This window comes from Streptomyces sp. HUAS MG56, assembly GCF_058673395.1.
Map to the genome: position 1 here is coordinate 4,127,763 of NZ_CM178722.1, position 21,848 is coordinate 4,149,610.

Annotated in this window: 19 protein-coding genes; 4 read left to right on the top strand and 15 right to left on the bottom strand. The window is 71.2% G+C overall.

What is annotated here, in order from left to right; translation table 11 throughout:
- Positions 1 to 69: 69 nt before the first annotated feature.
- The 6 genes from AC4OXY_RS19595 to AC4OXY_RS19620 all read right to left on the bottom strand — a co-directional run bounded on the left by AC4OXY_RS19595 (position 70) and on the right by AC4OXY_RS19620 (position 8,109).
- The gene (locus AC4OXY_RS19595) at positions 70 to 4,251 is read right to left on the bottom strand and encodes an Rne/Rng family ribonuclease (RefSeq protein ID WP_491994308.1); all 4,182 of its coding nucleotides are present in this window, start codon (positions 4,249 to 4,251) and stop codon (positions 70 to 72) included.
- Between the two features lie 262 nt (positions 4,252 to 4,513).
- Positions 4,514 to 5,290, bottom strand: coding sequence for a TIGR03936 family radical SAM-associated protein (locus AC4OXY_RS19600; RefSeq protein WP_356022715.1), 777 nt, complete (start codon positions 5,288 to 5,290; stop codon positions 4,514 to 4,516).
- A gap of 46 nt (positions 5,291 to 5,336) precedes the next feature.
- Positions 5,337 to 6,170, bottom strand: a complete 834-nt coding sequence (locus tag AC4OXY_RS19605) for a hypothetical protein (RefSeq protein WP_491994309.1) — start codon at positions 6,168 to 6,170, stop codon at positions 5,337 to 5,339.
- Positions 6,171 to 6,255: 85 nt separating this feature from the next.
- Positions 6,256 to 6,783, bottom strand: coding sequence for a peptidylprolyl isomerase (locus AC4OXY_RS19610; protein WP_356022719.1), 528 nt, complete (start codon positions 6,781 to 6,783; stop codon positions 6,256 to 6,258).
- Between the two features lie 195 nt (positions 6,784 to 6,978).
- Positions 6,979 to 7,254 carry a hypothetical protein gene (locus AC4OXY_RS19615; RefSeq protein WP_356022722.1) on the bottom strand — a complete coding sequence of 92 codons (276 nt, stop codon included), beginning with the start codon at positions 7,252 to 7,254 and terminating at the stop codon, positions 6,979 to 6,981.
- Between the two features lie 75 nt (positions 7,255 to 7,329).
- Positions 7,330 to 8,109 carry a hypothetical protein gene (locus tag AC4OXY_RS19620; protein WP_376285488.1) on the bottom strand — a complete coding sequence of 260 codons (780 nt, stop codon included), beginning with the start codon at positions 8,107 to 8,109 and terminating at the stop codon, positions 7,330 to 7,332.
- A gap of 469 nt (positions 8,110 to 8,578) precedes the next feature.
- On the opposite strand from AC4OXY_RS19620, the gene AC4OXY_RS19625 reads away from it, so the two are divergent.
- From AC4OXY_RS19625 to AC4OXY_RS19635, 3 genes are all read left to right on the top strand, one after another.
- The gene (locus tag AC4OXY_RS19625; RefSeq protein ID WP_356022726.1) at positions 8,579 to 9,046 is read left to right on the top strand and encodes a hypothetical protein; all 468 of its coding nucleotides are present in this window, start codon (positions 8,579 to 8,581) and stop codon (positions 9,044 to 9,046) included.
- Positions 9,047 to 9,256: 210 nt separating this feature from the next.
- A complete protein-coding gene (locus AC4OXY_RS19630) occupies positions 9,257 to 9,544 on the top strand; it encodes a hypothetical protein (protein ID WP_071384760.1) in 288 nt (95 codons plus the stop codon).
- Between the two features lie 235 nt (positions 9,545 to 9,779).
- Positions 9,780 to 10,061, top strand: a complete 282-nt coding sequence (locus AC4OXY_RS19635) for a hypothetical protein (RefSeq protein WP_356022729.1) — start codon at positions 9,780 to 9,782, stop codon at positions 10,059 to 10,061.
- A 96-nt stretch (positions 10,062 to 10,157) separates the two neighbouring features.
- On the opposite strand, the gene AC4OXY_RS19640 is transcribed toward AC4OXY_RS19635, so the two are convergent.
- The 8 genes from AC4OXY_RS19640 to AC4OXY_RS19675 form a co-directional block, all read right to left on the bottom strand.
- Positions 10,158 to 10,502 (bottom strand): hypothetical protein, encoded by a 345-nt coding sequence (locus AC4OXY_RS19640; protein WP_362819559.1) that lies wholly within the window; start codon positions 10,500 to 10,502, stop codon positions 10,158 to 10,160.
- 333 nt (positions 10,503 to 10,835) lie between these two features.
- Positions 10,836 to 11,084, bottom strand: coding sequence for a hypothetical protein (locus AC4OXY_RS19645; protein ID WP_356022734.1), 249 nt, complete (start codon positions 11,082 to 11,084; stop codon positions 10,836 to 10,838).
- Between the two features lie 111 nt (positions 11,085 to 11,195).
- Complete coding sequence (locus tag AC4OXY_RS19650) at positions 11,196 to 11,567, bottom strand: hypothetical protein (protein ID WP_356022736.1); 372 nt, start codon at positions 11,565 to 11,567, stop codon at positions 11,196 to 11,198.
- 30 nt (positions 11,568 to 11,597) lie between these two features.
- Positions 11,598 to 11,843, bottom strand: coding sequence for a hypothetical protein (locus AC4OXY_RS19655; RefSeq protein ID WP_356022738.1), 246 nt, complete (start codon positions 11,841 to 11,843; stop codon positions 11,598 to 11,600).
- Positions 11,844 to 12,102: 259 nt separating this feature from the next.
- Positions 12,103 to 13,515: a condensation domain-containing protein gene (locus AC4OXY_RS19660; RefSeq protein WP_376285497.1), complete on the bottom strand. Its 1,413-nt coding sequence runs from the start codon at positions 13,513 to 13,515 to the stop codon at positions 12,103 to 12,105.
- A gap of 184 nt (positions 13,516 to 13,699) precedes the next feature.
- Entirely contained in the window at positions 13,700 to 14,566 is an 867-nt protein-coding gene (locus AC4OXY_RS19665) for a tyrosinase family protein (protein ID WP_356022743.1), read from the bottom strand.
- 199 nt (positions 14,567 to 14,765) lie between these two features.
- On the bottom strand, positions 14,766 to 17,303 hold the full coding sequence (locus AC4OXY_RS19670) for an amino acid permease (RefSeq protein ID WP_491994310.1): 2,538 nt from the start codon (positions 17,301 to 17,303) through the stop codon (positions 14,766 to 14,768).
- A gap of 209 nt (positions 17,304 to 17,512) precedes the next feature.
- A complete protein-coding gene (locus tag AC4OXY_RS19675) occupies positions 17,513 to 18,145 on the bottom strand; it encodes a hypothetical protein (RefSeq protein ID WP_491994311.1) in 633 nt (210 codons plus the stop codon).
- A gap of 332 nt (positions 18,146 to 18,477) precedes the next feature.
- On the opposite strand from AC4OXY_RS19675, the gene AC4OXY_RS19680 reads away from it, so the two are divergent.
- Positions 18,478 to 19,164 carry a hypothetical protein gene (locus AC4OXY_RS19680; protein WP_491994312.1) on the top strand — a complete coding sequence of 229 codons (687 nt, stop codon included), beginning with the start codon at positions 18,478 to 18,480 and terminating at the stop codon, positions 19,162 to 19,164.
- A gap of 1,312 nt (positions 19,165 to 20,476) precedes the next feature.
- Here the strand turns inward: AC4OXY_RS19680 and AC4OXY_RS19685 are convergent.
- Positions 20,477 to 21,844 carry a Dyp-type peroxidase gene (locus tag AC4OXY_RS19685; protein WP_376285509.1) on the bottom strand — a complete coding sequence of 456 codons (1,368 nt, stop codon included), beginning with the start codon at positions 21,842 to 21,844 and terminating at the stop codon, positions 20,477 to 20,479.
- Positions 21,845 to 21,848 lie beyond the last annotated feature (4 nt).

Sequence of the window (21,848 nt, forward strand, 5' to 3'; positions counted from 1 at the left end):
AGAACAGGCGGAAACACAGGTGTGGCCCTGTCTGCGAACGGACAGGGCCACACCTGGTACGGCGACTGATCAGTCGTCGGCGGTGGCGACCGTGGTGGTCTTCTTCGCCGTCGACTTCGCGGCGGCCGTCTTGACCGCCTTCTTGGCCGTGGTCTTCTTGGCCGCCGTCTTCTTCGCGGCGGTCTTCTTCGCCGCGGTCTTCTTGGCCGCCGCCTTCTTCGCCGGGGCCTTCTTGGCGGTCTTGCGGGCCGCCTTCTTGGCCGGAGCCGCCTCCTCGACCGGGGCCTCGGCCTCGGGCGCCTCCGCGGCCTCCGTCGCCGACGGGACGACCACGACGGCCGCCTCCTCGGACGCGGTCGGCGCGGTGGCCTTGCGCACGGCACGCCGGCGCGGGCGGGCGGGGGCGGCGCTCTCGGCGGGCGCCTCCTCGACCGGGGCCGACGAGGCGGCCTCGGCCTCGGGCCGGGCCACCGGCGCCTCTGCCACGGCCACGGTCTCGGACACCGTCACCACGGTCTCCTCGGTCCCGGCCGGGGAACCGGCCGGCGCGGACACCTTGCGGGTCGCGCGACGGCGCGTACGGCCCTTGGGCGCGGCCTCCTCGACGGCCTCGGCCTGCGGCTCCGGGACGGCGAGCTCCTCGACGACCGGCTCGGCAGCGGGCACCTCGACGACCGGCACCTCGGCGGCCGCGGGGGCCTCCTCGACCGGCTCGGCCTTCTCGGACCGCTGGGCCTTCTCGGCCCTCTCCGCCCGGGGCGCGCCCGCCGGAGCCGACGCACGACGGCTCGCCCGGCGCCGCGAACGGCCACGGGTGGCCGCCGCCTCCGCCTCGGCGACGCTGCTGTACAGCTCCTCGTCCGGCGCGAACTCGGGCGCGGGCAGGGCGACCGGCTCGGCGGCCTCGGCAGCGACCTCGGCGGCGCTCTCCGCCACCTCGGGCTCGACGGCCTCGCCGGTCTCCACGGCCACGGCCGCGATCTCGTGCACGTGCTCCGCGGCCGCGTGCTCGTGCACCTCACCGCCCTTGCCGCGCTTCTTGCGCTTGCCGCCACCGCCGCCGGCGGACACGCTCGGCTGCTCCATGTGCACGATGACACCGCGGCCGTTGCAGTGGACGCAGGTCTCGGAGAAGGACTCCAGCAGGCCCTGGCCGACGCGCTTGCGGGTCATCTGGACCAGGCCCAGCGAGGTCACCTCGGCGACCTGGTGCTTCGTACGGTCCCGGCCCAGGCACTCCAGCAGGCGCCGCAGCACCAGGTCCCGGTTGGACTCCAGCACCATGTCGATGAAGTCGATGACGACGATGCCGCCCAGGTCGCGCAGCCGCAGCTGACGCACGATCTCCTCGGCCGCCTCCAGGTTGTTCCTGGTCACGGTCTCTTCGAGGTTGCCGCCCTGGCCGGTGAACTTGCCGGTGTTGACGTCGACCACGACCATCGCCTCGGTCTTGTCGATCACCAGCGAACCACCGCTCGGCAGCCAGACCTTGCGGTCCAGCGCCTTGGCGAGCTGCTCGTCGATCCGGTAGGTGGCGAAGACGTCGACCTCGGAGGTCCACTTCGAGAGCCGGCCCGCCAGATCCGGCGCGACGTGCGAGACGTACCCGTGGATCGTCTCCCAGGCGTCGGCGCCGCTGACGATGACCTTGGAGAAGTCCTCGTTGAAGATGTCGCGCACGACCCGGACGGTCATGTCCGGCTCGCCGTACAGCAGCGTCGGGGCGTTGCCGTTCTTCGCCTTCTTCTGGATGTCCTCCCACTGCGCCTGGAGCCGCTCGACGTCGCGGCGCAGCTCGTCCTCGCTCGCGCCCTCGGCGGCGGTGCGCACGATGACGCCCGCGTCCTCGGGGACGATCTTCTTGAGGATGGTCTTCAGCCGGGCCCGCTCGGTGTCGGGCAGCTTGCGGCTGATGCCGGTCATCGAGCCCTCGGGGACGTACACGAGGTAGCGGCCGGGGAGCGAGACCTGGCTGGTCAGACGCGCGCCCTTGTGCCCGATCGGGTCCTTGGTGACCTGAACGAGGACGGACTGGCCGGACTTGAGGGCGGACTCGATGCGGCGGGGGCCGCCCGCCATGCCCAGCGCCTCGAAGTTGACCTCACCGGCGTAGAGCACGGCGTTGCGGCCCTTGCCGATGTCGATGAAGGCGGCCTCCATCGACGGCAGCACGTTCTGCACCTTGCCCAGGTACACGTTGCCGACGTACGAGGTCGACTGCTCCTTGTTGACGTAGTGCTCGACGAGCACGCCGTCCTCAAGCACGCCGATCTGGGTGCGCTCGCCGTACTGGCGCACGACCATCACGCGCTCGACGGCCTCGCGGCGGGCCAGGAACTCGGCCTCGGTGATGATCGGAACGCGCCGGCGGCCCTGCTCACGGCCTTCGCGGCGGCGCTGCTTCTTGGCCTCCAGACGCGTCGAGCCCTTGATGGACTGCACCTCGTCGGACGGCTCGCTCGGCTTGCGCGGCTCGCGGACCTTGACGACCGTACGCTCCGGGTCGCCCTCGCCGGGCTCGGCGTCGGTACCGGTGTCACCGGCGCGGCGACGGCGGCGACGGCGACGGCGGCTGGAGCTGGAACCGCCGGCCTCGTCGCCACGAGCCTCCTCGGCGTCCTCTTCCTCCTGCTCGGCGGTGTCCTCGGCGTCCTGCTCGGCCTGCTCGGCGGCCAGTTCGTCGGCCTCGGCGCCCTCGCCGTCGGCGGCCTCACCGCGACGGCGGCGGCGGCCGCCCCGACGGCGGCGGCGACGGGAGCCGGACTCCTCGAAGCCCTCGGCGCCCTCGGTCTCGTCGGCCTCCTCGCCCTCGATCTCACCGAGATCCTCGGCGGGTCCGGCGGCCTCGGCGGCCGTCTCCTCCGTCTCCTCGACGGTGGCAGCGGCCTCGACGGCCTGCGGCTCCTCGGCGGCACCCCGACGGCGCCGGCGGCGGCGCGCACCGGCCTCGGGGCGCTCCTCGGTGTACTCGTCGGCCTCCTCGGGCTCCTCTGCCCCGGCGGCCTCGGCCGCGGCCTCGGCGGCGGCGCGCTGCGGGGTCTGGAACCTCGGCTCGGCGAACACCGGCGCCTGGAACACGGCGACGGCGGGACGGGCGGGCCTGCGCGAAGAGCGGATCGCAGACGACTCGGAGGACTCGGTGGACTCCGCGGGCTCGGCCGCCTCGGTGACCTCGGCCTTCGCGGACCGCGCGGACGCGGAGAACCCGGACGCGGCGCGTACGGCCCGACGCCGGGCACGCCGCGGAGCGGCTTCCTCGGCCGGAGCCTGCGCGGCTTCCTCGGCAGCGGGGGCGGGGGCTTCCTCGGCCACGGCGGCCTCCTCGTGCGCGGGGGCACCGTCAGGCGCGGACACCCGGCGGGTGGCACGCCGACGGGTGCGGCGCGGGGCGGCCTCCTCAGCAGCGGCCTCCTCGGCGGGAGCGGCGGCCGGAGCCTCCTCGCTCACCGTGGCCTCGGCGGTCTCCTCCTGCGCGGGGGCACCGGCGGGCGCCGAGGCGCGGCGCGTGGCGCGACGGCGCGGACGCGCGGCGGCCGGAGCCTCCTCGACGGCGGCGGGGGCCTCGACCGCGGCGCTCTCCGGCAGGTTCTCCTGCGGGGCGGGCTCGGCCTCGGCGACGGCCGGCGTCTCCTCGGCGGCCGTCGGGGCACCGGCGGGCGCGGAGGCGCGGCGTGCGGCGCGACGGCGCGGACGCGCGGCGGCCGGAGCCTCCTCGACGGCGGGCTCGGCGACCGCCTCGGCGGCAGCGGGCTCGGCGGTCTGGACGGTCTCGACGGCGGTCGGTGCGGATACGGTGCGGGTGGCCCGGCGGCGGGTGCGGCGCGGTGCGGCGTCCTCGCCGACGACGACCTCGCCGGCCTCGGCCACGGCGGCGGGCCGCTCGGTCTCCGCGGCGGCGGGCTCGGCCGGTGCTACGGCCTCGGCGGCCGCCGGTGCCCCGGCGGGAGCGGACGCGCGGCGCGTGGCCCGACGGCGCGGACGCGCGGCGGCCGGCGCCTCGGCGGTCTCCTCGGCCTCGACGGCCGTGTCGTCGCCTTCGGCGACGATCAGTGCCGCGGCTTCCTCGATGTCCTCGGTGTCCTCGATGTCCTCATCGGCCGGTATGGCCGGCAGGGTCACCTCGGTGGCTGCCCGGGCCGCGGCGGGCGGGCCCGCCGGGCGGGAGGCGGCACGGCGACGCCTGCGCGGCGGCAGGGTGTCGCTCGGGGTGTTCGGTTCGGAGCCCTCAACGGGCTCAGTCGGTTCGAGCATGCGGGCGTTTCTCCCGTCAGGCTCCCGGGCGCCGCACCTGGTCCGGCGCCGGCCTCGAAGGGCCGTCCGCCGTTGACGTCCGCGGCCCGCGCGATGCGCGATGGCCGCCGTCCGGGGCGCGGGCGCCGCACGGGAGCACTCTGTGTCCTGTCTCGCCGGTTCCGTACGCCTTGTCGGTACGGCCTGGCGAAAGTCTTCTGGTCGGCGCGCTGCCCGACCCAGGTGGCTCCCGAGTACGAGGGCGGCGCTACGACGTCCGTCCCTACACGGAACCTTCCGGCGTCGGCGCCGTCGCGGCGGCAGCCGGTCTGGCCGTCAGGGCCTCGGCTGCCTCGCGGTCGGGCGCGAGCGGGTCGGTCACCGTGCCGGTCTCTTCATCGAACAGCCCCTGCGCCAGCCTGGTCACCGCTGCGGGGACCGGCGGCGCCAGGTCGGCCACGGCGCGGAGACCGGACAGGACGTCGTCGGGTCGTACGGCAGGCGTCACGTGCCGAACAACCAGCCGCAGTATCGCACAGGGCTGGTCGGTCGGCCTATCAGCCGGTGAACTGTGCGTTTCCAGACTCACCACGGCCGGGCGGGCGTCGAAGGTGCGGACGCCGTTCTTGGTCGTGCGCTGCACCTCGACGGTCTCGGCCTTGGTGAAGGCCTCGACCGCGCGCTCGGCGTCGACGGGGTCCACGCCGTCCAGCCGCAGCTCCCAGACGGAGGCTGTCAGCCGGTCGGCGAGGCCCGAGGTCCGCGCCTCGACCGCGTCGACGACGTCGAGCCCGGCGGGCAGCGACTCGTCGAGGAGGACGCGCAGCGTCTGCGGGTCACGCGCCTGTGTGAGCGCGATCTCCAGGTACTCCGCCTCGCTGCCCGTGCCGGTGGGTGCGGCATTGGCATACGACACCTTGGGGTGCGGCGTGAACCCCGCCGAGTACGCCATGGGCACCTCGGCGCGGCGCAGCGCACGCTCGAAGGCGCGCTGGAAGTCTCGGTGGCTGGTGAACCTCAGGCGGCCGCGCTTGGTGTAGCGCAGTCGAATGCGCTGCACCGCGGGTGCGGGCGGCGGGCCTTCGGGCTGTCGCTTGCCCAGTGTCCTAGTCCTTCGTGAGAGCGGTCGTACTGCTACCAAGACTACGTGCAGCGAGCCCCCGAGGTTCCCGCCGGTCCACCGCGACCTGCTGCCGGGGCTCGCCGAGCAGTACCCGCCGTACGTCGGCGCGAACCTGCCGCACCGTGTCCCGCGCGCCGGCCAGCGCCCCGCGGACGGCCCGCCCCGCCGCACGCGCGCCCTGGGCGGCGGGCCGCAGGACGGCGTCGCGGACGAGGCGCCCGACGGGCGCGAGGAGACTCCGGTACACCCGGCGCACGGGTTCGACGAGGATCCACCGCAGGACCGCCCCGAGCCCCCGCCCCACGGTCCGCGACATCCGCCCCGCGACCCGCCACGCGTGCGTGAAGGCCTCCCCCGCCTCCCGCGCCACGACGGCGAGGACGCGGCCGACGGCGCCGACGACGGGGGCGAGGACCCGGGTGTACAGCCACCGCGCGGGCACGGCGAGCAGACACCGCCCCAGCAGGGCGAGCCCGTGCCCGAGGGGCGTGAGCACCGACCGGTGCAGCCACACGGCCGGTACGACGACGAGCACGCGCCCGAGCCACCCGAGCGCGCCGCCCACCGGCACCAGGACATACCGCCACAGCCCGACGACCGGCAGGACGAACAGCACCCGCCCCACCCACGCCGGCGCGCGCCCGAGCAGCCGCAGCAGCGTGTCCAGCGCAAACCGCCCGACGACGACGAGCGCGTCCCACACCACCCGCACCGGTACGACCAGGACGAGGACGACGATCCGGACCGGGATCCGGATCGCGACGACGAGACACCCTTCGGGCTGCCGGGGCCCGGGCGACGGCTTCTGCGGTTCCATACCCGTCACGACGCCCCGGCCCGCCGGCCCGGATCCTCCTCCCGGACTGCGATGCCGTCACGACCGCGACGGCCGTCCGGACCGGTCAGCGGGTCTCGACGACGACGGACTCGATGACGACGTCGTTCACGGGCCGGTCGGTGCGCGGGTTGGTCTGCGCCCCCGCGATGGCGTCGACCACCTTCTTGCCGGCCTCGTTGGCCACCTCGCCGAAGATGGTGTGCTTGCCGGTGAGCCACGTGGTCGGGCCCACCGTGATGAAGAACTGGGAACCGTTCGTCCCCGGCCCGGCGTTGGCCATGGCCATCAGGTAGGGCTTGGTGAAGGCGAGGTCGGGATGGCACTCGTCGGCGAACTCGTACCCCGGCCCGCCCGTGCCGTTGCCCAGCGGGTCACCGCCCTGGATCATGAAGCCTTCGATGACCCGGTGGAAGATCGTGCCGTCGTAGAGCCGGTCCGTGGTCTTCGCACCCGTCTCGGGATGGACCCACTCCCGCTCGCCCCGCGCCAGCTCGACGAAGTTCTTCACCGTCTTCGGCGCGTGGTCCGGAAAGAGCCGGATCTCGATGTCGCCCTGATTGGTCTTCAACGTCGCGTACAGCTGCTCTGCCACCGTCACACCTCTCTGACTGATCGTCACGTGATCGTGACACGACCCTGGGTGCCGTATGCCCGGTTGGCCGCGCGGGCTGCGGCATTACCGCCGAACGAGTGACAGGGGGTCGTGTGCCCGGTCGCGGGCACGGACAGCGGCGAGCCCCTTCCCGGGCGGGGAAGGGGCTCTGCGCGGTGGCCGGGGTACGGGCTGTCAGAAGGCCTGGTTGTTGCAGCCCATGTCCGAGCCGAGGTGGCTCTGCTGCGCACCCGGGTTGCCTTCGCCGTTCAGCGCGTTGGCCAGCACGCCGGTGAGGGCGCTGACGTTGCCGAGCAGTTCGACGTTCATGTCGTGCGAGCGGCACTCGGTGTTCTGCGTGACGTCGAAGTCACGGTCGGACTCGCCGTGTGCGTAGGCGGAGGCGCCGCCGAACGAGGCGACGCTGCCGAGGACGGCACCCACGAGGACGGCCCTCTGGAACTTGCGCATTGGTTCTCCGTTGGTCGGGCAGATGGATCTGCAACAGGGTCGAGAGTCGGGATTGCGGACGATTGCGGGCGGCGGTCAGCCGAGTTGCGGAAGCCCCAGCTGGCCGACGGGAGGTGCCGCGACCTGGCCGAGGCCGACCGGGGACAGCTCGGGCACGCTCGGCGCCCCGACCAGCGGGTTGACGAGCGGGTTCACCTGCGGGTTCACCTGGGGGTTCACCTGCGGGGTGACACGCGTCGGGCCGTCCGTCGGGCCCCCCTCGGGCATGCCCAGCTTCGGGGTGACCTGCGGCATCACCTGGGGCATGACCTGGGGCACGACCTGCGGAGCAGGCTGTGCGGGCGCGTACTGCTGCGGAGGCGCGTACTGCTGGGGCGGGGCGTACTGCGGCTGCGGAGGCGCGTACTGCGGCTGCGGGGCGTACTGCGGCTGCGGGTACGGCGAGGTGTTGGCCTGCGCCGCCCCCTGCGACGATGCCGAGGCGACGGCGTAGCCGGTCTGCTGGGGCGGCGGAGGGGCGTACTGCGGCGCCGGCTGCGGCACGTACTGCGGTGGAGGCGCGTACTGCTGCGGGTACGGCGGGGGAGTGACCTGTGCCATGCCCCGCGACGTGCCCGAGGCGGCGGCGTAGCCGGCCTGTTGGGGCGGCGGAGCGGCGTACTGCGGTGCCGGCTGTGGAGCAGGTGCCGGAGGGGCGTACTGCGGTACCGGCTGCTCGGGAGCCGGTGCCGGAGCGGGACCGCCGTATCCGTATCCATATCCGACAGGGGAGTCGGCATGGCTGACGCCGGCACCGATGGCGGACAGACCACCTGCCGCTGCTAGAACGAGCGCGGCCCTGTGAAGCTTGCGCATGAAACCCTCGGCCCTTCGATACCTGAAAAGGGGAAATCCATTGCATTCAATGCGGTCACGCGTGCAGTCGGTGCGGTACTCGCACGGCACCGTCAGCAGCGGTACTCCTGAGTAGCACGCGGACATCGCATCGGAGCCGGGAGCGAATTCCCTCACCCCACTTCGAAGTCCACGGTCGCTGCCCTCTCCTGGTCGGAACGACGATTCCCGCACCGTGGTCACGGCATCCGAAGACCCGTCACCCATTTGCCAGCCACCGGAACGCACGTCGCAGCCCCGGCGCTCTTACGACAAATGGGTGACCACGGTCCGGAACCCGTATCCGGGTTCGCGCGCACCTCGTTCCCCACGGAGCGAGAACGATGGTCCACCGCAGCCGTTCAAGGCAGTTGTCACAGCCACAACTGCGCTGCCCCATCCCGCATTTCACCAGGTTCCGTGAACAGGTCAATGAAGGGCCGAGGATTCCATGCGCAAGCTCCAGCAAGTCGCGCTCGTCATCGCAGCAGCCGGGGGTCTGACCGCCGTCGGTGCCGGCCCCAGCTCCGCCGCCACCCCGGCCTACAACGGAGCTGTGCCGCCGCCCGCTTCACAGCCGGACGCCCAGGCCACCTCGGCCACCTCCGCCGCGGCGACCGCGCAGAGCTACGGCACGCCGCAGCAGGCCCCGTCGCGGGGCACCGACGTCGCCCCGCAGCTCAACCCCCAGCTGAACCCGCAGATCAACCCCCAGATTTCGCCCCAGACGCCGCAGTCGGTGCAGGGCGGCCCGGTCGGCCAGGCCAACCTGTTCCATCCGTCCCAGGAGTGCAGCCCGCAGACCCTGCTCGGCGCGAACGTCCCGGTCGGCCTGCTCGGCGCCGCCCAGACCCGCGGCATCGACTGCACCCAGGCCAACACCCAGTCGAACGCCCTCGCCAACGCGCTGCACGGCTGACAGAATCCCTCAACTCCGCCCGCGAATAGGCCTCTTGACCATCACGATCAAGGGGCCTTTTTGCAGGCTTATATGACTTTTACGTGTTTCTGCTGTTTGATCACGAAAGCGGCGCGTCGTTGCCGGTTTTAGCGTATTTGCTACTAATCTCCCGTAACTGTAGAAAGTCGATCTGCCACAGATCGCATCCACTCACTCCACGGAGATGACATGCGCAAGCTTCGCAACGTTGCCGTTCTGGTCGCCGCACTCGGCAGCATCGGCCTCGTGAGCGGCACGGCCTACGCCGGCGAGGGCGGCGGCCACGGCGAGCACGGGGACAAGTTCAACATCACGCAGAGCTCGCAGTGCAGGTCGCACGACCTGAACCTCGACGTCCTCGGCGAGGTCGGCATCCTCAACGGCCTGCTGGGCAACGCCCTGAACGGCGAGGGCAACCCGGGCGCCCAGGCCACGAGCATCGGCTCGACCATGGGCTGCAACAACAGCGCCTTCTGAGGCCGCACCCACGGCGCTGAGCCGCCGGTCGGGTAACTGGTCCCGACACCGGGCCGCGGGCCGGGTGTCGGGACCATTCATGTGCGCCGACAAATCCCCGCTGCAGAGAAAAGCAAGCGAAAAGCATTCGGTTCGGCGCGTCGCTCGATTCTTTCGGGTATTTCGTATCACCATTCATCACGGCATAGATGGCGATTTATCGCGCATCACATCCACCTCATTCCACGGAGATCTCATGCACAAGGTCCGCACCGCTGCCGTTCTCCTCGCCGCGTTCGGGAGCCTCGGCCTCCTGGGTGCCGGCACCGCCCACGCCGGTCAGGGCGGGGGCAAGGGCGACGAATTCAACGTCACGCAGAGCAGCACCTGTAAGTCGCACGACCTCAACCTCGACGTCCTCGGCGAGGTCGGCATCCTCAACGGCCTGGGCGGCAACCTGCTGAACGGCGAGGGCAACGCCGGAGCCCAGCAGTCCTCCCTGGGCTCGAACATGGGGTGCAGCAACTCGTTCAAGTAGGCCGGCAGGCAAGGCCGGCGAGTAGCGCCGAACGACAATCCCCGGTATCCCGACCACTGGTTGGGACACCGGGGATTTTCGTTGCTCCGGCAGCTCTCAGATCTCGATGTGCGGCTTCCTGAAGCCCTTGGGCAGCTTTGCCGTGTTGGAGCAGTCCACGACCGGCCCGACACTGGCGGAGCCGCCGTCCATCAGCGGGCCGTCCGGAAACACCACGCGCGGACGGCCCTCCGTCGAGCAGTCCTGCGCCTGCTGGAGGACGTGCTTGCCGTCCTTGTCCGAGCGGGTCTCGGTCTTGCGCACACAGACCGTGCTGCCCTGCTCGGTGGTCCTGCAGTCGCCCCTGGGGCCCTCTGCGTACGCGTGTCCGGCGCCGACGCAGAACACGGCGAGACTTCCGACGAGTCCCGAGACGGTAGCGATCTTCCGCGGACTGAACATGTCTTGTCTTCCTTTCTTCCTTTTACGACGAAGGCCCGGGCGCCTGCGCCAGTGACTGGCGTGCGCCCGGGCCCGAGAGGGTCGAAACAGAGGATCCCGCTCCTGGACACGTACGGTGCGCGCCAGTTGCGGGAGTGCCACAGCCCGGACGCGTGCCCCGGCGGGGCCGTCGTGCGTCCGGGCTGCCTCTGCCACGGGTATCACTCAGCAGGCCGGTGAACTGACCGAATCGGTGCGGGTCCGGGATGCCGAGCTCGTGCGATACGCATCAGGTTTCCGAAGAGGGTCGATGCGCCCGTGGCGGCGACGAGGGGATGAGCCCTCGGTGCGGTCTTACTCGCCGCCCTCAGGGCCGCCCTGCGGGCCGTAGCCCTGCTCGGGGCCCTGCTCCTGCGGCCCGTGGCCCTGCGGCGGAGCGTAGAAGTTACCGCCGGTGGCAACGGCGTTGGCCGTCGAGTTGGCCACGGCGGTGATCTGCGGGGGCGCGTCCTCGCCGCCGGCTGCGGAGCTGACCCCGGCGCCGAGGGCGCACAGCCCCGCAACCGCCGCCGCTACAACTGCAACGCGCTGAAACTTACGCATGGATAGACCCTTCGTTACCCAGGCGGAGCGCCTGGCTTGACTACTTAATGTGAGCATATACAGACGCTCCGTAGTTATTGAGGATCTACGCCACATGTCGCGTCACGTGGTTCAACGGGGCATGTCGAGCGGCATCCGCCTGCCGTTGACGCCGGCGGGAACTCCCACCGTCTTAGGTGCATTTGCCGGCACTCCGACCGTCTGGGGTGAACACGTCACCTCGGGCCCGAGCCGCTCGATCCCGCCGCCCAGGAATCCGGGCACCGTCACGGGCTGCACCGGCTTGCAGGTCTCCTGATGCGGAGGGGACTCGCCCTCGGGCACCACGCCCTGGATCCGCTGGGTGCAGGTGAGATTGCCCAGGAGGTCACTGGTGCAGCCTCCCGGACCACCTGCGGCGTGCGCCTGGGCGATGCCGATGCAGGACACGGCGATGCCGCCGAGGAGCCCCGAGACGGCCGCGATCTTCTTCCTGCTGAACATGAGACGCGCCTTCCTTTACAGAGGTGCCGTTCAGCCGGCGAAGGCCTGGTTGAACTGGCCGCAGTTGCTCTCCAGGTTGTCGGCGAGGCCGAGCACGCCGACCGGGACGTTGGCCACACCCGCCTCCTGCGGGCTGCACTCCTGGTACGGACGGAAGAGGTCGACCTGCTGCGGCTGGTCACCGCCGTAGGAGTCGGCGATGGCAGTGCCGGCGCCGATGGCGGACAGGCCACCGGCCGCCAGTGCCGCGATCACGACCTGCTGAAGCTTGCGCATGGAGCCCTCGGTTCTGTGCTGGTATAGCGAAGCTGATTGCCTAGAGTGACGAGTTAAACACTAGCAGTAGCAACGTGCTGCATTCCACAACGGACATCCATCCCGAGGGGGATATAGCCCCGCAGAATCACCGGATGGGTGCCAACTGACCGATAAAAGGCCTGGATTGCCGGGCGCCGCAAGCCGTCACGGCACGCGGACCCGCGTCAGGTGCCGTACGGCACCGGCACCAACACGGGTGAAGCCGGGGAGAGTTGCGTCAGGAGAACGCCGGCTCCGCGACCCGTGGACGATCGCCCGCGGGAACCGAGACGATCAGGTCCCGCAACGCCTCGGCGTACCGCCGCACGTTCTTGTACGCGAGGTCGGTGTCCGGGTAGCGGCAGGCGAACCACAGCCCCTCGTCCAGCCGGTTGATCCAGGCGCACACCTGGTCGCCGTACGACACCCGGAGCAGTCCGTACGCCTTCTGCTCGGTCCAGCGGGCCGAGCCGGGGATGAGGCGCGCGTCCACGTACGAGATGATCGAGTACATGTCCGGCGACGTCGGCCTGAAGTCCGCGCCCAGCAGCCGCAGTACCCGGGCCAGCGGAATGCGGGCCAGCGACCGGTTGGCCCGCAGTTCGGCGCGGACCGTGCCGAGCGCGCTCGCGAAGTCCGGTGCCGCGGGCACCTCGATCGGTGCGCCGCCGACGTACCAGCCCACGGAGTCCGACCACGCGGACTTCACCCGCGTGTGGAACGGCACGACCGTGCGGTAGACCGGCTGCCCGCCGAGTTCGTGGACGATCAGGCTGGTCGCCGCCAGGATGCCCACGAGGCTGCCGCCGTAGGGTCGGCAGTGCGCCTCGAACGCGGCGGCGGCGTCCGCGTCGACGAGCGGCTCGCACACCAGCTTCTGGGCGGGCAGCACCCCACCGGGCCGCAGTCCGAGGTCGACGGGGAACTCCGGGAGCCTTCCGTCGCACCGGCCGATGAACTCCCGCCAGCGCGCGACGATCGCGTGCGTGTCGTCGATGCCGTCCGCGTTCGCCCGCTCCAGCTCGCAGAAGTCGACGTAACTCCCCACGGGCGTACCGGTGACGGACCGGCCCGTGACGCCCGCCGTGTACAGCGCGTGGACCTCGTCCGGGATGCGCTGGAGGGAGTAGGCGTCGACGTTGGTGTGGTCGAAGGCCAGGTACACGCTGGTGGAGTCCTCGCGCACGACGGCCGCGTAGATGAAGTTCGGCCAGCCCAGCGCGTCCGCCGCGGTGTCGAACCGGTCCTGCAGGTACCGGATCAGCGCGCCCGCGTCGGCGAAGTCGCCGACCACCTCGCGGCGCAGGGTCACGTCGTTCTCGTCGAGCGTGAACCGGTGCATGTCCTCCCCGGCCCATCTGAAGCCGCTGCGCAGCGTCTCGTGGCGCAATGTCCAGCCACGCAACGCCTGTTCCAGCGCGTCGAGGTCGGCCCGGCCCGGCAGGTCGAACGCCGCGCCGATCCAGGTCGGCACGAACAGCCCGTCCTCCCGCACCGAACGGGCCGTTCTGATGTGCGACTCCTGGATGTACGCCGGCGGTCGCGGATCCGGCGGCAGGGCCGCCGCGGCCGCGATGGTCGCCGGGCTGAGCGTCCACTCGACGAGCCGCCCGGGCCGGACCTCACAGCGCTGAATGTCAGAAACTCGCACAGTGGCGTCTCCTTCGCAGAAGACACCAGCTTGATCAAGGGGGAGCCGTACGCGAGCGGTGGTCGCTGTGTCGTCGGCTTTTCAGCGGGACGTGTGATGTCTCGAACGGAGAAGCGACCCCTCAACGGCCTTTGTCACCAAGGACTCTGCCCGCGTGGCGGTTCCCGTGACACCGGAACGCCCCTCACTCGTACTGGTAGATCCCGCTCATGTCCTCCAGCGCGGCCGGTGTGACGTCCCACGGCGGCAGCCTCTGGTCCCGGGCCACGACCCGGCCGCGCTCGATGTCGCGCGCGCCCGGGGGCTCGACGGGGAGGTACCCGTTGCCGGAGTGCCGTTGCTGCCAGCGGGTCCACTGGAGGTCGATGAAGGCGTGATGCAGCCAGAAGACGGGGTCGTTGGGGGAGGCGGCGCCGAGCATCACGCCGCCGACCCAGTGGTGCACCCGGTTGTGGTTGTGCCAGGAGACGCTGCCCCGGCCCCTCCCCCATCCCTCCAGCTTGTTGCGGAAGCCGCGGGTGACCGTCGAGTTCCAGGGCCAGACGTCGTAGACCGGGTCGGCCAGCGCGAATTCGAGCTCGTCGCCGGTCGGCAGCTGGATCGGGCTGCGGGCGCGGCCGAGGTCGCGGGTGAGGTACTGCACGTCGGTCACGCGCTCGCTGAGCCTCCAGTGACCCGCCCGGTAGGCGAACGGACCGGTCATCACCTGCCGGTCCGAGCGCCGTCCGTTGCCGCCGAGCAGGTCGTCGGTCCACGGGAGGGAGTTCGCCGTGCGGTCACGGGTCCAGTCCCAGTACGGCACGGTCACCGACTCGTCCACCCGGCGCAGCGCCCGCTCCAGTTCCAGCAGGAGCTTGCGGTGCCAGGGCAGGAAGGAGGGCGTCATGTGGGCGGTACGCAGATGGTGTTCGCCGTCGGGCGAGTTGTGCGTGATGTGGATGTGCACGAACTCGTCGTATTCACCGCGGCGTTTGATTTCCAGCAGAGCGCTCACGAGCCGCCGTCGCTCGGACCGGGTCAGCCTGTTGACGTTCTTACGGGTGTACGCCATGCTCGCCCTCCTCGTGCACCGGCCCCGAGCGGCAGTGGTCGGCCCTGCGGCAGTCCGGTTCGTCGGCCGAAGCGGTAACTGCCGGGCGATCCTCCAGGTCACCGCCGTGCGGCCGGACCGGTGACGGAGCAGTGCGGGCAGCACGCTTCTCCGATTGGCATTCAGAATTGCTTTTTGTCACGACAGTTGGCGGACGAGGTCAGGGGGCGACGCCCGGCTGCAGGTCCTGCTCGGTCCAGATGGTCTTGCCGGTGGAGGTGTAGCGCGTGCCCCAGTGGTGGGTCATCTGGGCGATGATGAACAGGCCGCGGCCCCCCTCGTCATCACTCGCGGCGTGCCGCAGATTGGGCGAGGTGTGGCCGGTGTCGGAGACCTCGCAGATCAGGGTCCGGTCGCGGATCACGCGTACCTGGATCGGACCGCCGACGTAGCGGATGGCGTTGGTGACCAGCTCACTGACGATGAGCTCCGTGGTGAACGCCAGGTCGCCCAGCCCCCAGTCGCCGAGCTGCTTGCTGACGGCGGTGCGGATGGCGGCCACCGCCGCCGGTTCCGGGAGCACCGCCCATTCGGCGTGCTGGTTCCGGTCGAGCAGGCGCGTGCGGACCATGAGGAGCGTCGCGTCCACGTCCGCGGGCCCGGGCAGCAGACTGGTCACCACGCTGTCGCACTGCTCCTCCAGGGATCCCCGGCCGCCGGCCAGGACGCGGTACAGCTGGGCGAGCCCGGCGTCACGGCCGTCGGCCGCCTGGAGGAGACCCTCCGTGAAGAGGACGAGGAGACTGCCCGGTTCAAGGTCCAGTTCCGTGCTCTGGTAGGGCAGGCCGCCAATGCCCAGCGGCGGCCCGAGCGGCAGTTCCGGGCAGCCGGCGACGCCGGTGCGCGGTGGGACGATCGCCAGCCCCACCTGTTCCCCGGCCCGCGCGACGCCGCACTTGCCCGAGACGGGGTCGTACACCGCGTACAGGCAGCTCACGCCCAGGGCCGCGTCGGCGTGCGGTATCCGGCGGCCTGCCCCGGCCTCGTGCGCGGTCTGCTCGACCAGGTCGGTCAGGCGGGACAGCAGCTCGTCCGGGCTCAGGTCCAGCCGGGCCAGCACGCGCACCCCCGTCCGCAGGCGGCCCATGGTGGCCGCGGCGCCCAGGCCGTGCCCGAGCACGTCCCCGACGACCAGGCCGACCCGGGTGCCCGACAGGGGAATGACGTCGTACCAGTCGCCACCCACCCCGGATCTGTTGTCGGCGGGCACGTAGCGGCTCGCCGATCCGACGGCGGCGTGCCGCGGCAGACGGCGCGGGAGCAGGCCCCGCTGGAGTTTCAGGGCCACGCCGTAGCCACGGGTGACCGCCGGCATCAGCAGGACACCGACCAGCAGCGCCCCCAGGCCGAGGACCGTGACCCCGCCCGTCCTGCCGATCAGCGGCAGGTCGACGGCGGTCGTGCCGTACGCGGGGTCCGCGTAGACGACGAAGGCGGCGTACAGGAACAGCAAGGCCATCATCAGCCCGCCGAGCCCCGGTAGTACGCCCTTGAAGACCAGGTCACGGGTGCTGCGGCCGAGGACCTTGCGGTGGTGCCAGAGGCAGGCGAAGCCGGTCACCGCGTACTGGAACGCGATCGCGAGACCGACCGAGTCGATCGAGTCGGCCAGGACGTTCCGGCTGAACGACGACAGCAGCACGAACAGGGAGATCGAGACAGCGCCCATGCCGAGGGTGCCCCAGGTCGGGGTGAGGAACCTGCGGTGGATCCGGGCGAACCGGGAGGGGACCGCCTTGTGGACCGCCATGGAGAAGACGGTCCTGGCCAGGGGCAGGATGGTGGTCTCGGCGGAGGCCAGGGCGGAGGTCAGCACCATGAGGATCAGCAGCCTCGACAGGAGCAGCCCCGTGCCGTGGCGTCCGAACACGGCCGCGCCCAGCCCGGACAGCACATCGTCCGAGTTGCGGGTGTTGCCGAGTCCGATGCCCGAGGTGCCGACTCCCGCGAACGCCTGCGCCGACGTGGACACCAGCCCGTACATGACCAGGAGCAGCACGGTGGTCATGACCGCGGCGCGTCCGGGGATGTGCGCGCTGTCGACGGTCTCCTCGTTGACCGAGAACGCGGTGTCCCAGCCCCAGTAGATGAAGACCCCCGCGAGGACGCCCGAGGTCAGGGCCTTTGCCGAGGGCACCTCGAAGGGGTTGAACCAGGTGGCCGAGACGTGGATCGCCGTCGCGGGCGGCGCGACGTAGACCCTGACCAGCGCGGCGACGGCGAAGACGACCAGCACCACGACTTCCAGGCACAGCAGCCAGCGCTGGACGGCCGCCGAGAACTCGATGCCGACGTAGCAGACCGCGGTCAGTACGGCGATCCAGACGATCCCCGCCACGGTGGTCCACAGCCGGTTGTCCGCCAGTCCGTCCAGGCCCACCAGCCGGAAGCCGTAGGCGGCGGCGATCTTGGCGAGGCTCGCCATGACGATCACGTCGGCGACGATGATGCCCCAGCCGGCCATCCAGCCGACGCGTGGTCCGAAGGCGCGGGTGGCCCAGGTGAAGGTGGTGCCGCAGTCGGCGTTGCTCGCGTTGAGCTCCCGGAAGGCGTACGCGACCAGCAGCATCGGTATGAACGCCAGCATCGTGACGATCGGGGCCTGCAGTCCGACCCCGGCCACGATCACGCCGAGCGTGGCGGCCAGGCTGTACGCCGGGCCGGTGGAGGCAAGGCCCATGGCAACCGAAGAGAACATGCCAAGGGCGTCGTGTTTGAGCCCCTTCCGGCCGGCCCCCGTACCGGGAGCGGGGCGGTCGACCGGCACGGCGCCGCCGAAGTGCCTCACACTTGATTGCACCGCCGGGCGGCCCCCCTCCGCAACAGCTGCCCGTGCCGCCGGACGCCGGGCTCAGGACAGCGCAACGGGGGTCGTACGGGTCCTACGGGTCCGATGCGGGCGGACTGTCACCACTCACCGTGATGACCGACCACCCGGAAGCTGCCGACGACACCGTCCTCACCGAACACGCCCCCGTCGCCGAAGACGCCCCCGCGGCCGAACACTCCCTCGGCACCGAAGACGCCCCCGTGGTCGGTACGGGTCACCTCGCCGAAGGTTTCGCCGTGGGGACCCACGGTGGTGACCGGAGCGCCGCCGTCACAGGTGAAGCCCCGGAAGACCTCGACGGTCCTGCGGCTGTCGTTGAAGACGCTGAAGCTGCTGGAGCCGGTCGCGGTGATGCAGCCCTCGGCGGAGGCGGAGTACGTACGTTCGTTGAAGTAGATCCTTCCGCCTCGTTCACGGCCGCGTCCGCCTCCGTCACGGCCGTGGTCGCGTCCACCGCCGTCGCGGCCCTCCCCCCTCTCTCCGCCTGCGTTCCTGCCGCCCACCGGGGCAGCGGGAGCAGCGGGAGCAGCGGGAGCAGCGGGAGCAGCGGGAGCCACGGCAGGAGCGGCTCGGTGCGCGGGCCGGGCCGCCTGGTGGACGGCGGAGGGCGTCGGGGCGGATCCGTCGGCCGAGGCGTAAGGGATGCCGGCGGCCACGAGGACGGTCACGCCCACTCCGGTGCCGAGCACAGCAAAGGTACGCGGAGACATGTCACTTCTCTCTGTCGCGCGGACGTCGGCCGGGCGACCGATCTGCGACGAACGTACCGACAGCCCCGACAACCGGCATTTCAGATAAATCACCAGTGTGACGGCAGGGACCCAAACGGGTAACCCGTCGCCGCTGATCGGCGCCCGGCATCCAGGTCACGAACCCCGGCTGCTTTCACCGTGGTTCGCCGCTGCACCCGGTTGAGTGACAAGCAGTACGGCACCCGAAGACGTTCGCGATATGGCGAGCTGATTTCTATACGTTCTTCCGGGATTCGGACATTCAGGCCAGCAGGTGGCAGCCTGCGTCCGCCACTCACGGAGGTCACGGGATGAACCATCGCCCCTGGGTTACAGCACCACTGGCGGGCGTGGTCATCGCCCTCGCGTCCCCACCGGTCGGCGCCGCCGCGCACGCGCCCCTACGGCACCCGCCCGCCTCCCTGCGGGTGCGTGAAGGAGGCCGCGACGACGACCACCGCAACCCCTGGCGCGACTGCCACAGCCACCGCCGCGTCGTCCTCATCACCCCGACCCTCAGAGCGTTCCTGACCAACGGCCGGCGCGGACCGGAAGCCCTCGTACTCAAGGGAACCCCGAAATCCAAGACCTGGTCACCGGAGCAACCCTGGGGCAGCTTCACCGTCGCGAAGTTCCTGGACGTGAACTACTCCGCCACCACCACCGGCCAGTACGCGTTCGCCATCAAGGAATTCTTCAGAGTGCACCCGCTCTTCGTCGTGAACACCTACGACAACCACAAACGCGCCTTCCCCTTCCCCGAAGCCCGCTGCAACGACCACAACGACAGCGACGGCGAAGACCGCGACCGCCCGCACGGCGGCAGTTCCTCCGCCTCGCCCTGCAAGGACGCCCCGGCACCGCGGGACGGAACGGCCGCCGGCTGGAGCACCGGCCTGCTCAGCACACAACACGTCCTGATCGCGGCGGGCGGCCTGCTCATGCTCCTCGGAATGCTCGCCACCGCCTGGCACCGCCGGCGCCGCTCCGACGACTGACCACGGCGCCCCGGCATCTCCACGCCCCCGTCGGCGCCTCACGCCCCCCGTCGGACCGAGCACCTCGGCGGCGCCGCGCGGCTCGGTGCGCGGCTGCTGGTTGAGCTTGTGCCGCAGGACGGACGAGTGCCGGTGGACCGCCTTGCGGGTGTAGGGCCGCTCCCGCAGCTCGGCTTCGAGGGCCGGACAGAAGGCCTCCGGCGCGGAGGCCGGGTCGATGACGCGTCGGACCACCGCGGCGGCGGACTGCGGGTCCGGCGTGATGCGCACCTTGGCGATGTAGTCCCCGTGACTGACAGCGCCCGTCGTCCAGTGGCTCGACAGGGCCGGGTATGTCGAACATCTTCAGCGCCAGTCCGGTGGCGCTGCCCCGTCGTGCGGCGGCTCCGGCGTGGCCGAGCCGCTGGAGAAGCGGATGAGCGCGTCGTGGGTTCCCGGCGTGGCGCAGATGCCTCGGGCGTACGCGGGGGGGAATCCCGTCCAGGATCTCCACCTGCCCTCGAACCAGCCCGTAGCCCTTGGCGTGGGCATCGCGGAGGGCCCGGCCAGTGCCGTCGGCCTCGACCGAGTCGGTGATGTAGCTTTCGCGTCCTTCGAGAGCGGGTCAGGGGTCCCAGGGGGAGGAATCGCTCTCCGAAGCAGTACTCACCGCCGCGGGTGACCACGAAGCCGGGCAGGTTCCGCAGACGGCGCCGGACCGGCTCGCCGTCGTTGATCCACTCGGATTTGATGAATTCAAATTGCCGTTCCAGGTGGGCTCCGCAGAAGACGCCGGCCAGGCCCCGGTCCGCGCCGTCGTCGTCCAGTGCGCCGTCCGGCAGGAGCGGGCCGCAGGTGGTGCCGCGGCGGATGAGGCGGTGCATCCGGGCGTCGCCGATGATGGTGGAATCGCGCGGGTTGGTGCGCCGGATGGGCCCACCCGCGGGGCACCGGAAGCCTCGGTCGTCCGGGTCGTCGTGCTCCGGCGACAGCGTCAGCGGTGCCCCGCTGCGCGCAGGTACCGGCGCCAGGCCGCCATGGTGGTGTGAATCTTGCGGACGGCCGCGTAGGTTCCGTTGCGCCCCAGCACATCGGGGTGGGGCATGGTCGGCAGATCGCCGGTCTCGTCGGGGTATCCGAGGGAACTCGCCGGTCTTGATGGGCGGTTCCTGCGGGTTGGAGCCGGGCAGCCCGACGCCCTCGATGTTCGGATGGCCGATGCCGTCGCGGAAGTCGCCGTGATGGCGGCCCTGTTCTTCGTCCTCGGGCTGAAGCTGCTCGGAGACGGAATTTCCATCCTCACCTCATAACAGCCGTGCTCGAACGCCCTCTGTCAGTGCGCGTGGCCGCTCGAAGCGGGCGCCGGGGCCGCGTCGGGGTTCGCCAGCCAACGCAGCGCGCTGAGGCTCGGCAGGAAGAAGTACTCTCCGCCGCGGGTGATGACGAAACGCTCCACGCCGTGCAGGCGGCGCCGGACCGGGTGCTGCGGGATCGTGAAGATGCCCGTGCCGTCGTTGTTGCCCGTGAGCAGGTCCTTCTCCTGGTCGAGGCCGGTGAAATGGCCGTCGTTCAGCCATTGCGACTTCACGAACTCAAACTGGCGGTCGAGGTGCGAGCCGATGAAGACGAAGACGATGCCGCGGTCGGCGCCGTCGTCGTCCAGCGTGCCGGCCGGAAGCGGGGGGCCGTAGTTGGTGCCCCGTCGAATCATGTGGTGCAGGCGGACGTCGCCGATGATCTCCGAGTCGCGCGGGTTGGCTCGCCTGGCGTGGGCGCCGTGGGGGCAGATGGCACCATGCGGATCGGACGCGTAGCGGAAGCCGTTGTTGCGCTGGTCGTCCGCCCCCAGGGCCGGGTCGTCGTGCTCGGGCGCCAGGACCAACGGGGCGCCGCTCTGCCAGCGGCCCACGATCTTGGCGGCGAGCAGCGACTCTTCCTCCGGGCTGCCGGAGTTGTCGTGGAGATACCGGCGGAAGGCCGCGACGCGCGTGTGCAGTTTCCGCCAGGCCACGAAGGTGCCGTTGCGGCCCAGCTCGGCCGGCTCCGGCATCGGCGGCAGGTTTCCGGTCTCGTCGCGATAGCCGAGCACGAATTCGCCCGCCTTGAGCACGGAACCGTCGCCGGGCGGACTCTCTGCGCCGCTGCCTTCGATCGTGGGGTTGCCGATGCCGTCCTTGTAGCCGAAGCTGGTGCGCCCGGTGGACAGCTGGTAGAAGTCCTGCCGATGGACGACCTGAAGACCGGCGAGCTGCGCGTGGGCCTTGCGCGCACGTTCGAGGACGACCGCCAATGACTCCTGGTCGGCGGCCAGGAGGGACAGCACGACGTGGACCTGGCCGGTGCCGAAGGGCGGCTCCCAGCGTGCGGGCGCGCTCTCCCCGGTGTCCCCGATGAACTCGGCGCGTGCCGCCATGCCCTGCCGGAACTCGTCAGGAAAGGTGTTCAGGGCGGCCGGCGGGACCTGGAGCGCTTCGAGTCCCCGGTACGTCAGTCCGGCGTTGAGCAGCGCGGGCAGGTCCGGTTGCCACCAGTTGGCAGCGGAGTCGACCAGCTCGGCCAGACGCCCCATCAACTCGCGCCCGGCGCCGGGATCGTCCACACGCAGCAGGATGTAGGTGCCGACGTACGGTGACGGCCGGTCGCGCAGCACGATGCCCTGGATCTCGTCCAGCTGCAGCGGCGGGGCTTCAGTCGCTGTCATGACG

Excerpts from the sequence above, each read along its gene's own strand:
- AC4OXY_RS19680 (WP_491994312.1), top strand. The coding sequence starts at position 18,478 with ATGAACCATCGCCCCTGGGTTACAGCACCACTGGCGGGCGTGGTCATC.
- AC4OXY_RS19635 (WP_356022729.1), top strand. The coding sequence starts at position 9,780 with ATGCACAAGGTCCGCACCGCTGCCGTTCTCCTCGCCGCGTTCGGGAGC.
- AC4OXY_RS19615 (WP_356022722.1), bottom strand. The coding sequence starts at position 7,254 with ATGCGCAAGTTCCAGAGGGCCGTCCTCGTGGGTGCCGTCCTCGGCAGC.
- AC4OXY_RS19655 (WP_356022738.1), bottom strand. The coding sequence starts at position 11,843 with ATGCGCAAGCTTCAGCAGGTCGTGATCGCGGCACTGGCGGCCGGTGGC.
- AC4OXY_RS19685 (WP_376285509.1), bottom strand. The coding sequence starts at position 21,844 with ATGACAGCGACTGAAGCCCCGCCGCTGCAGCTGGACGAGATCCAGGGC.
- AC4OXY_RS19630 (WP_071384760.1), top strand. The coding sequence starts at position 9,257 with ATGCGCAAGCTTCGCAACGTTGCCGTTCTGGTCGCCGCACTCGGCAGC.
- AC4OXY_RS19650 (WP_356022736.1), bottom strand. The coding sequence starts at position 11,567 with ATGTTCAGCAGGAAGAAGATCGCGGCCGTCTCGGGGCTCCTCGGCGGC.
- AC4OXY_RS19640 (WP_362819559.1), bottom strand. The coding sequence starts at position 10,502 with ATGTTCAGTCCGCGGAAGATCGCTACCGTCTCGGGACTCGTCGGAAGT.
- AC4OXY_RS19670 (WP_491994310.1), bottom strand. The coding sequence starts at position 17,303 with ATGTTCTCTTCGGTTGCCATGGGCCTTGCCTCCACCGGCCCGGCGTAC.
- AC4OXY_RS19605 (WP_491994309.1), bottom strand. The coding sequence starts at position 6,170 with ATGGAACCGCAGAAGCCGTCGCCCGGGCCCCGGCAGCCCGAAGGGTGT.
- AC4OXY_RS19645 (WP_356022734.1), bottom strand. The coding sequence starts at position 11,084 with ATGCGTAAGTTTCAGCGCGTTGCAGTTGTAGCGGCGGCGGTTGCGGGG.
- AC4OXY_RS19675 (WP_491994311.1), bottom strand. The coding sequence starts at position 18,145 with ATGTCTCCGCGTACCTTTGCTGTGCTCGGCACCGGAGTGGGCGTGACC.
- AC4OXY_RS19620 (WP_376285488.1), bottom strand. The coding sequence starts at position 8,109 with ATGCGCAAGCTTCACAGGGCCGCGCTCGTTCTAGCAGCGGCAGGTGGT.
- AC4OXY_RS19625 (WP_356022726.1), top strand. The coding sequence starts at position 8,579 with ATGCGCAAGCTCCAGCAAGTCGCGCTCGTCATCGCAGCAGCCGGGGGT.
- AC4OXY_RS19665 (WP_356022743.1), bottom strand. The coding sequence starts at position 14,566 with ATGGCGTACACCCGTAAGAACGTCAACAGGCTGACCCGGTCCGAGCGA.
- AC4OXY_RS19595 (WP_491994308.1), bottom strand. The coding sequence starts at position 4,251 with ATGCTCGAACCGACTGAGCCCGTTGAGGGCTCCGAACCGAACACCCCG.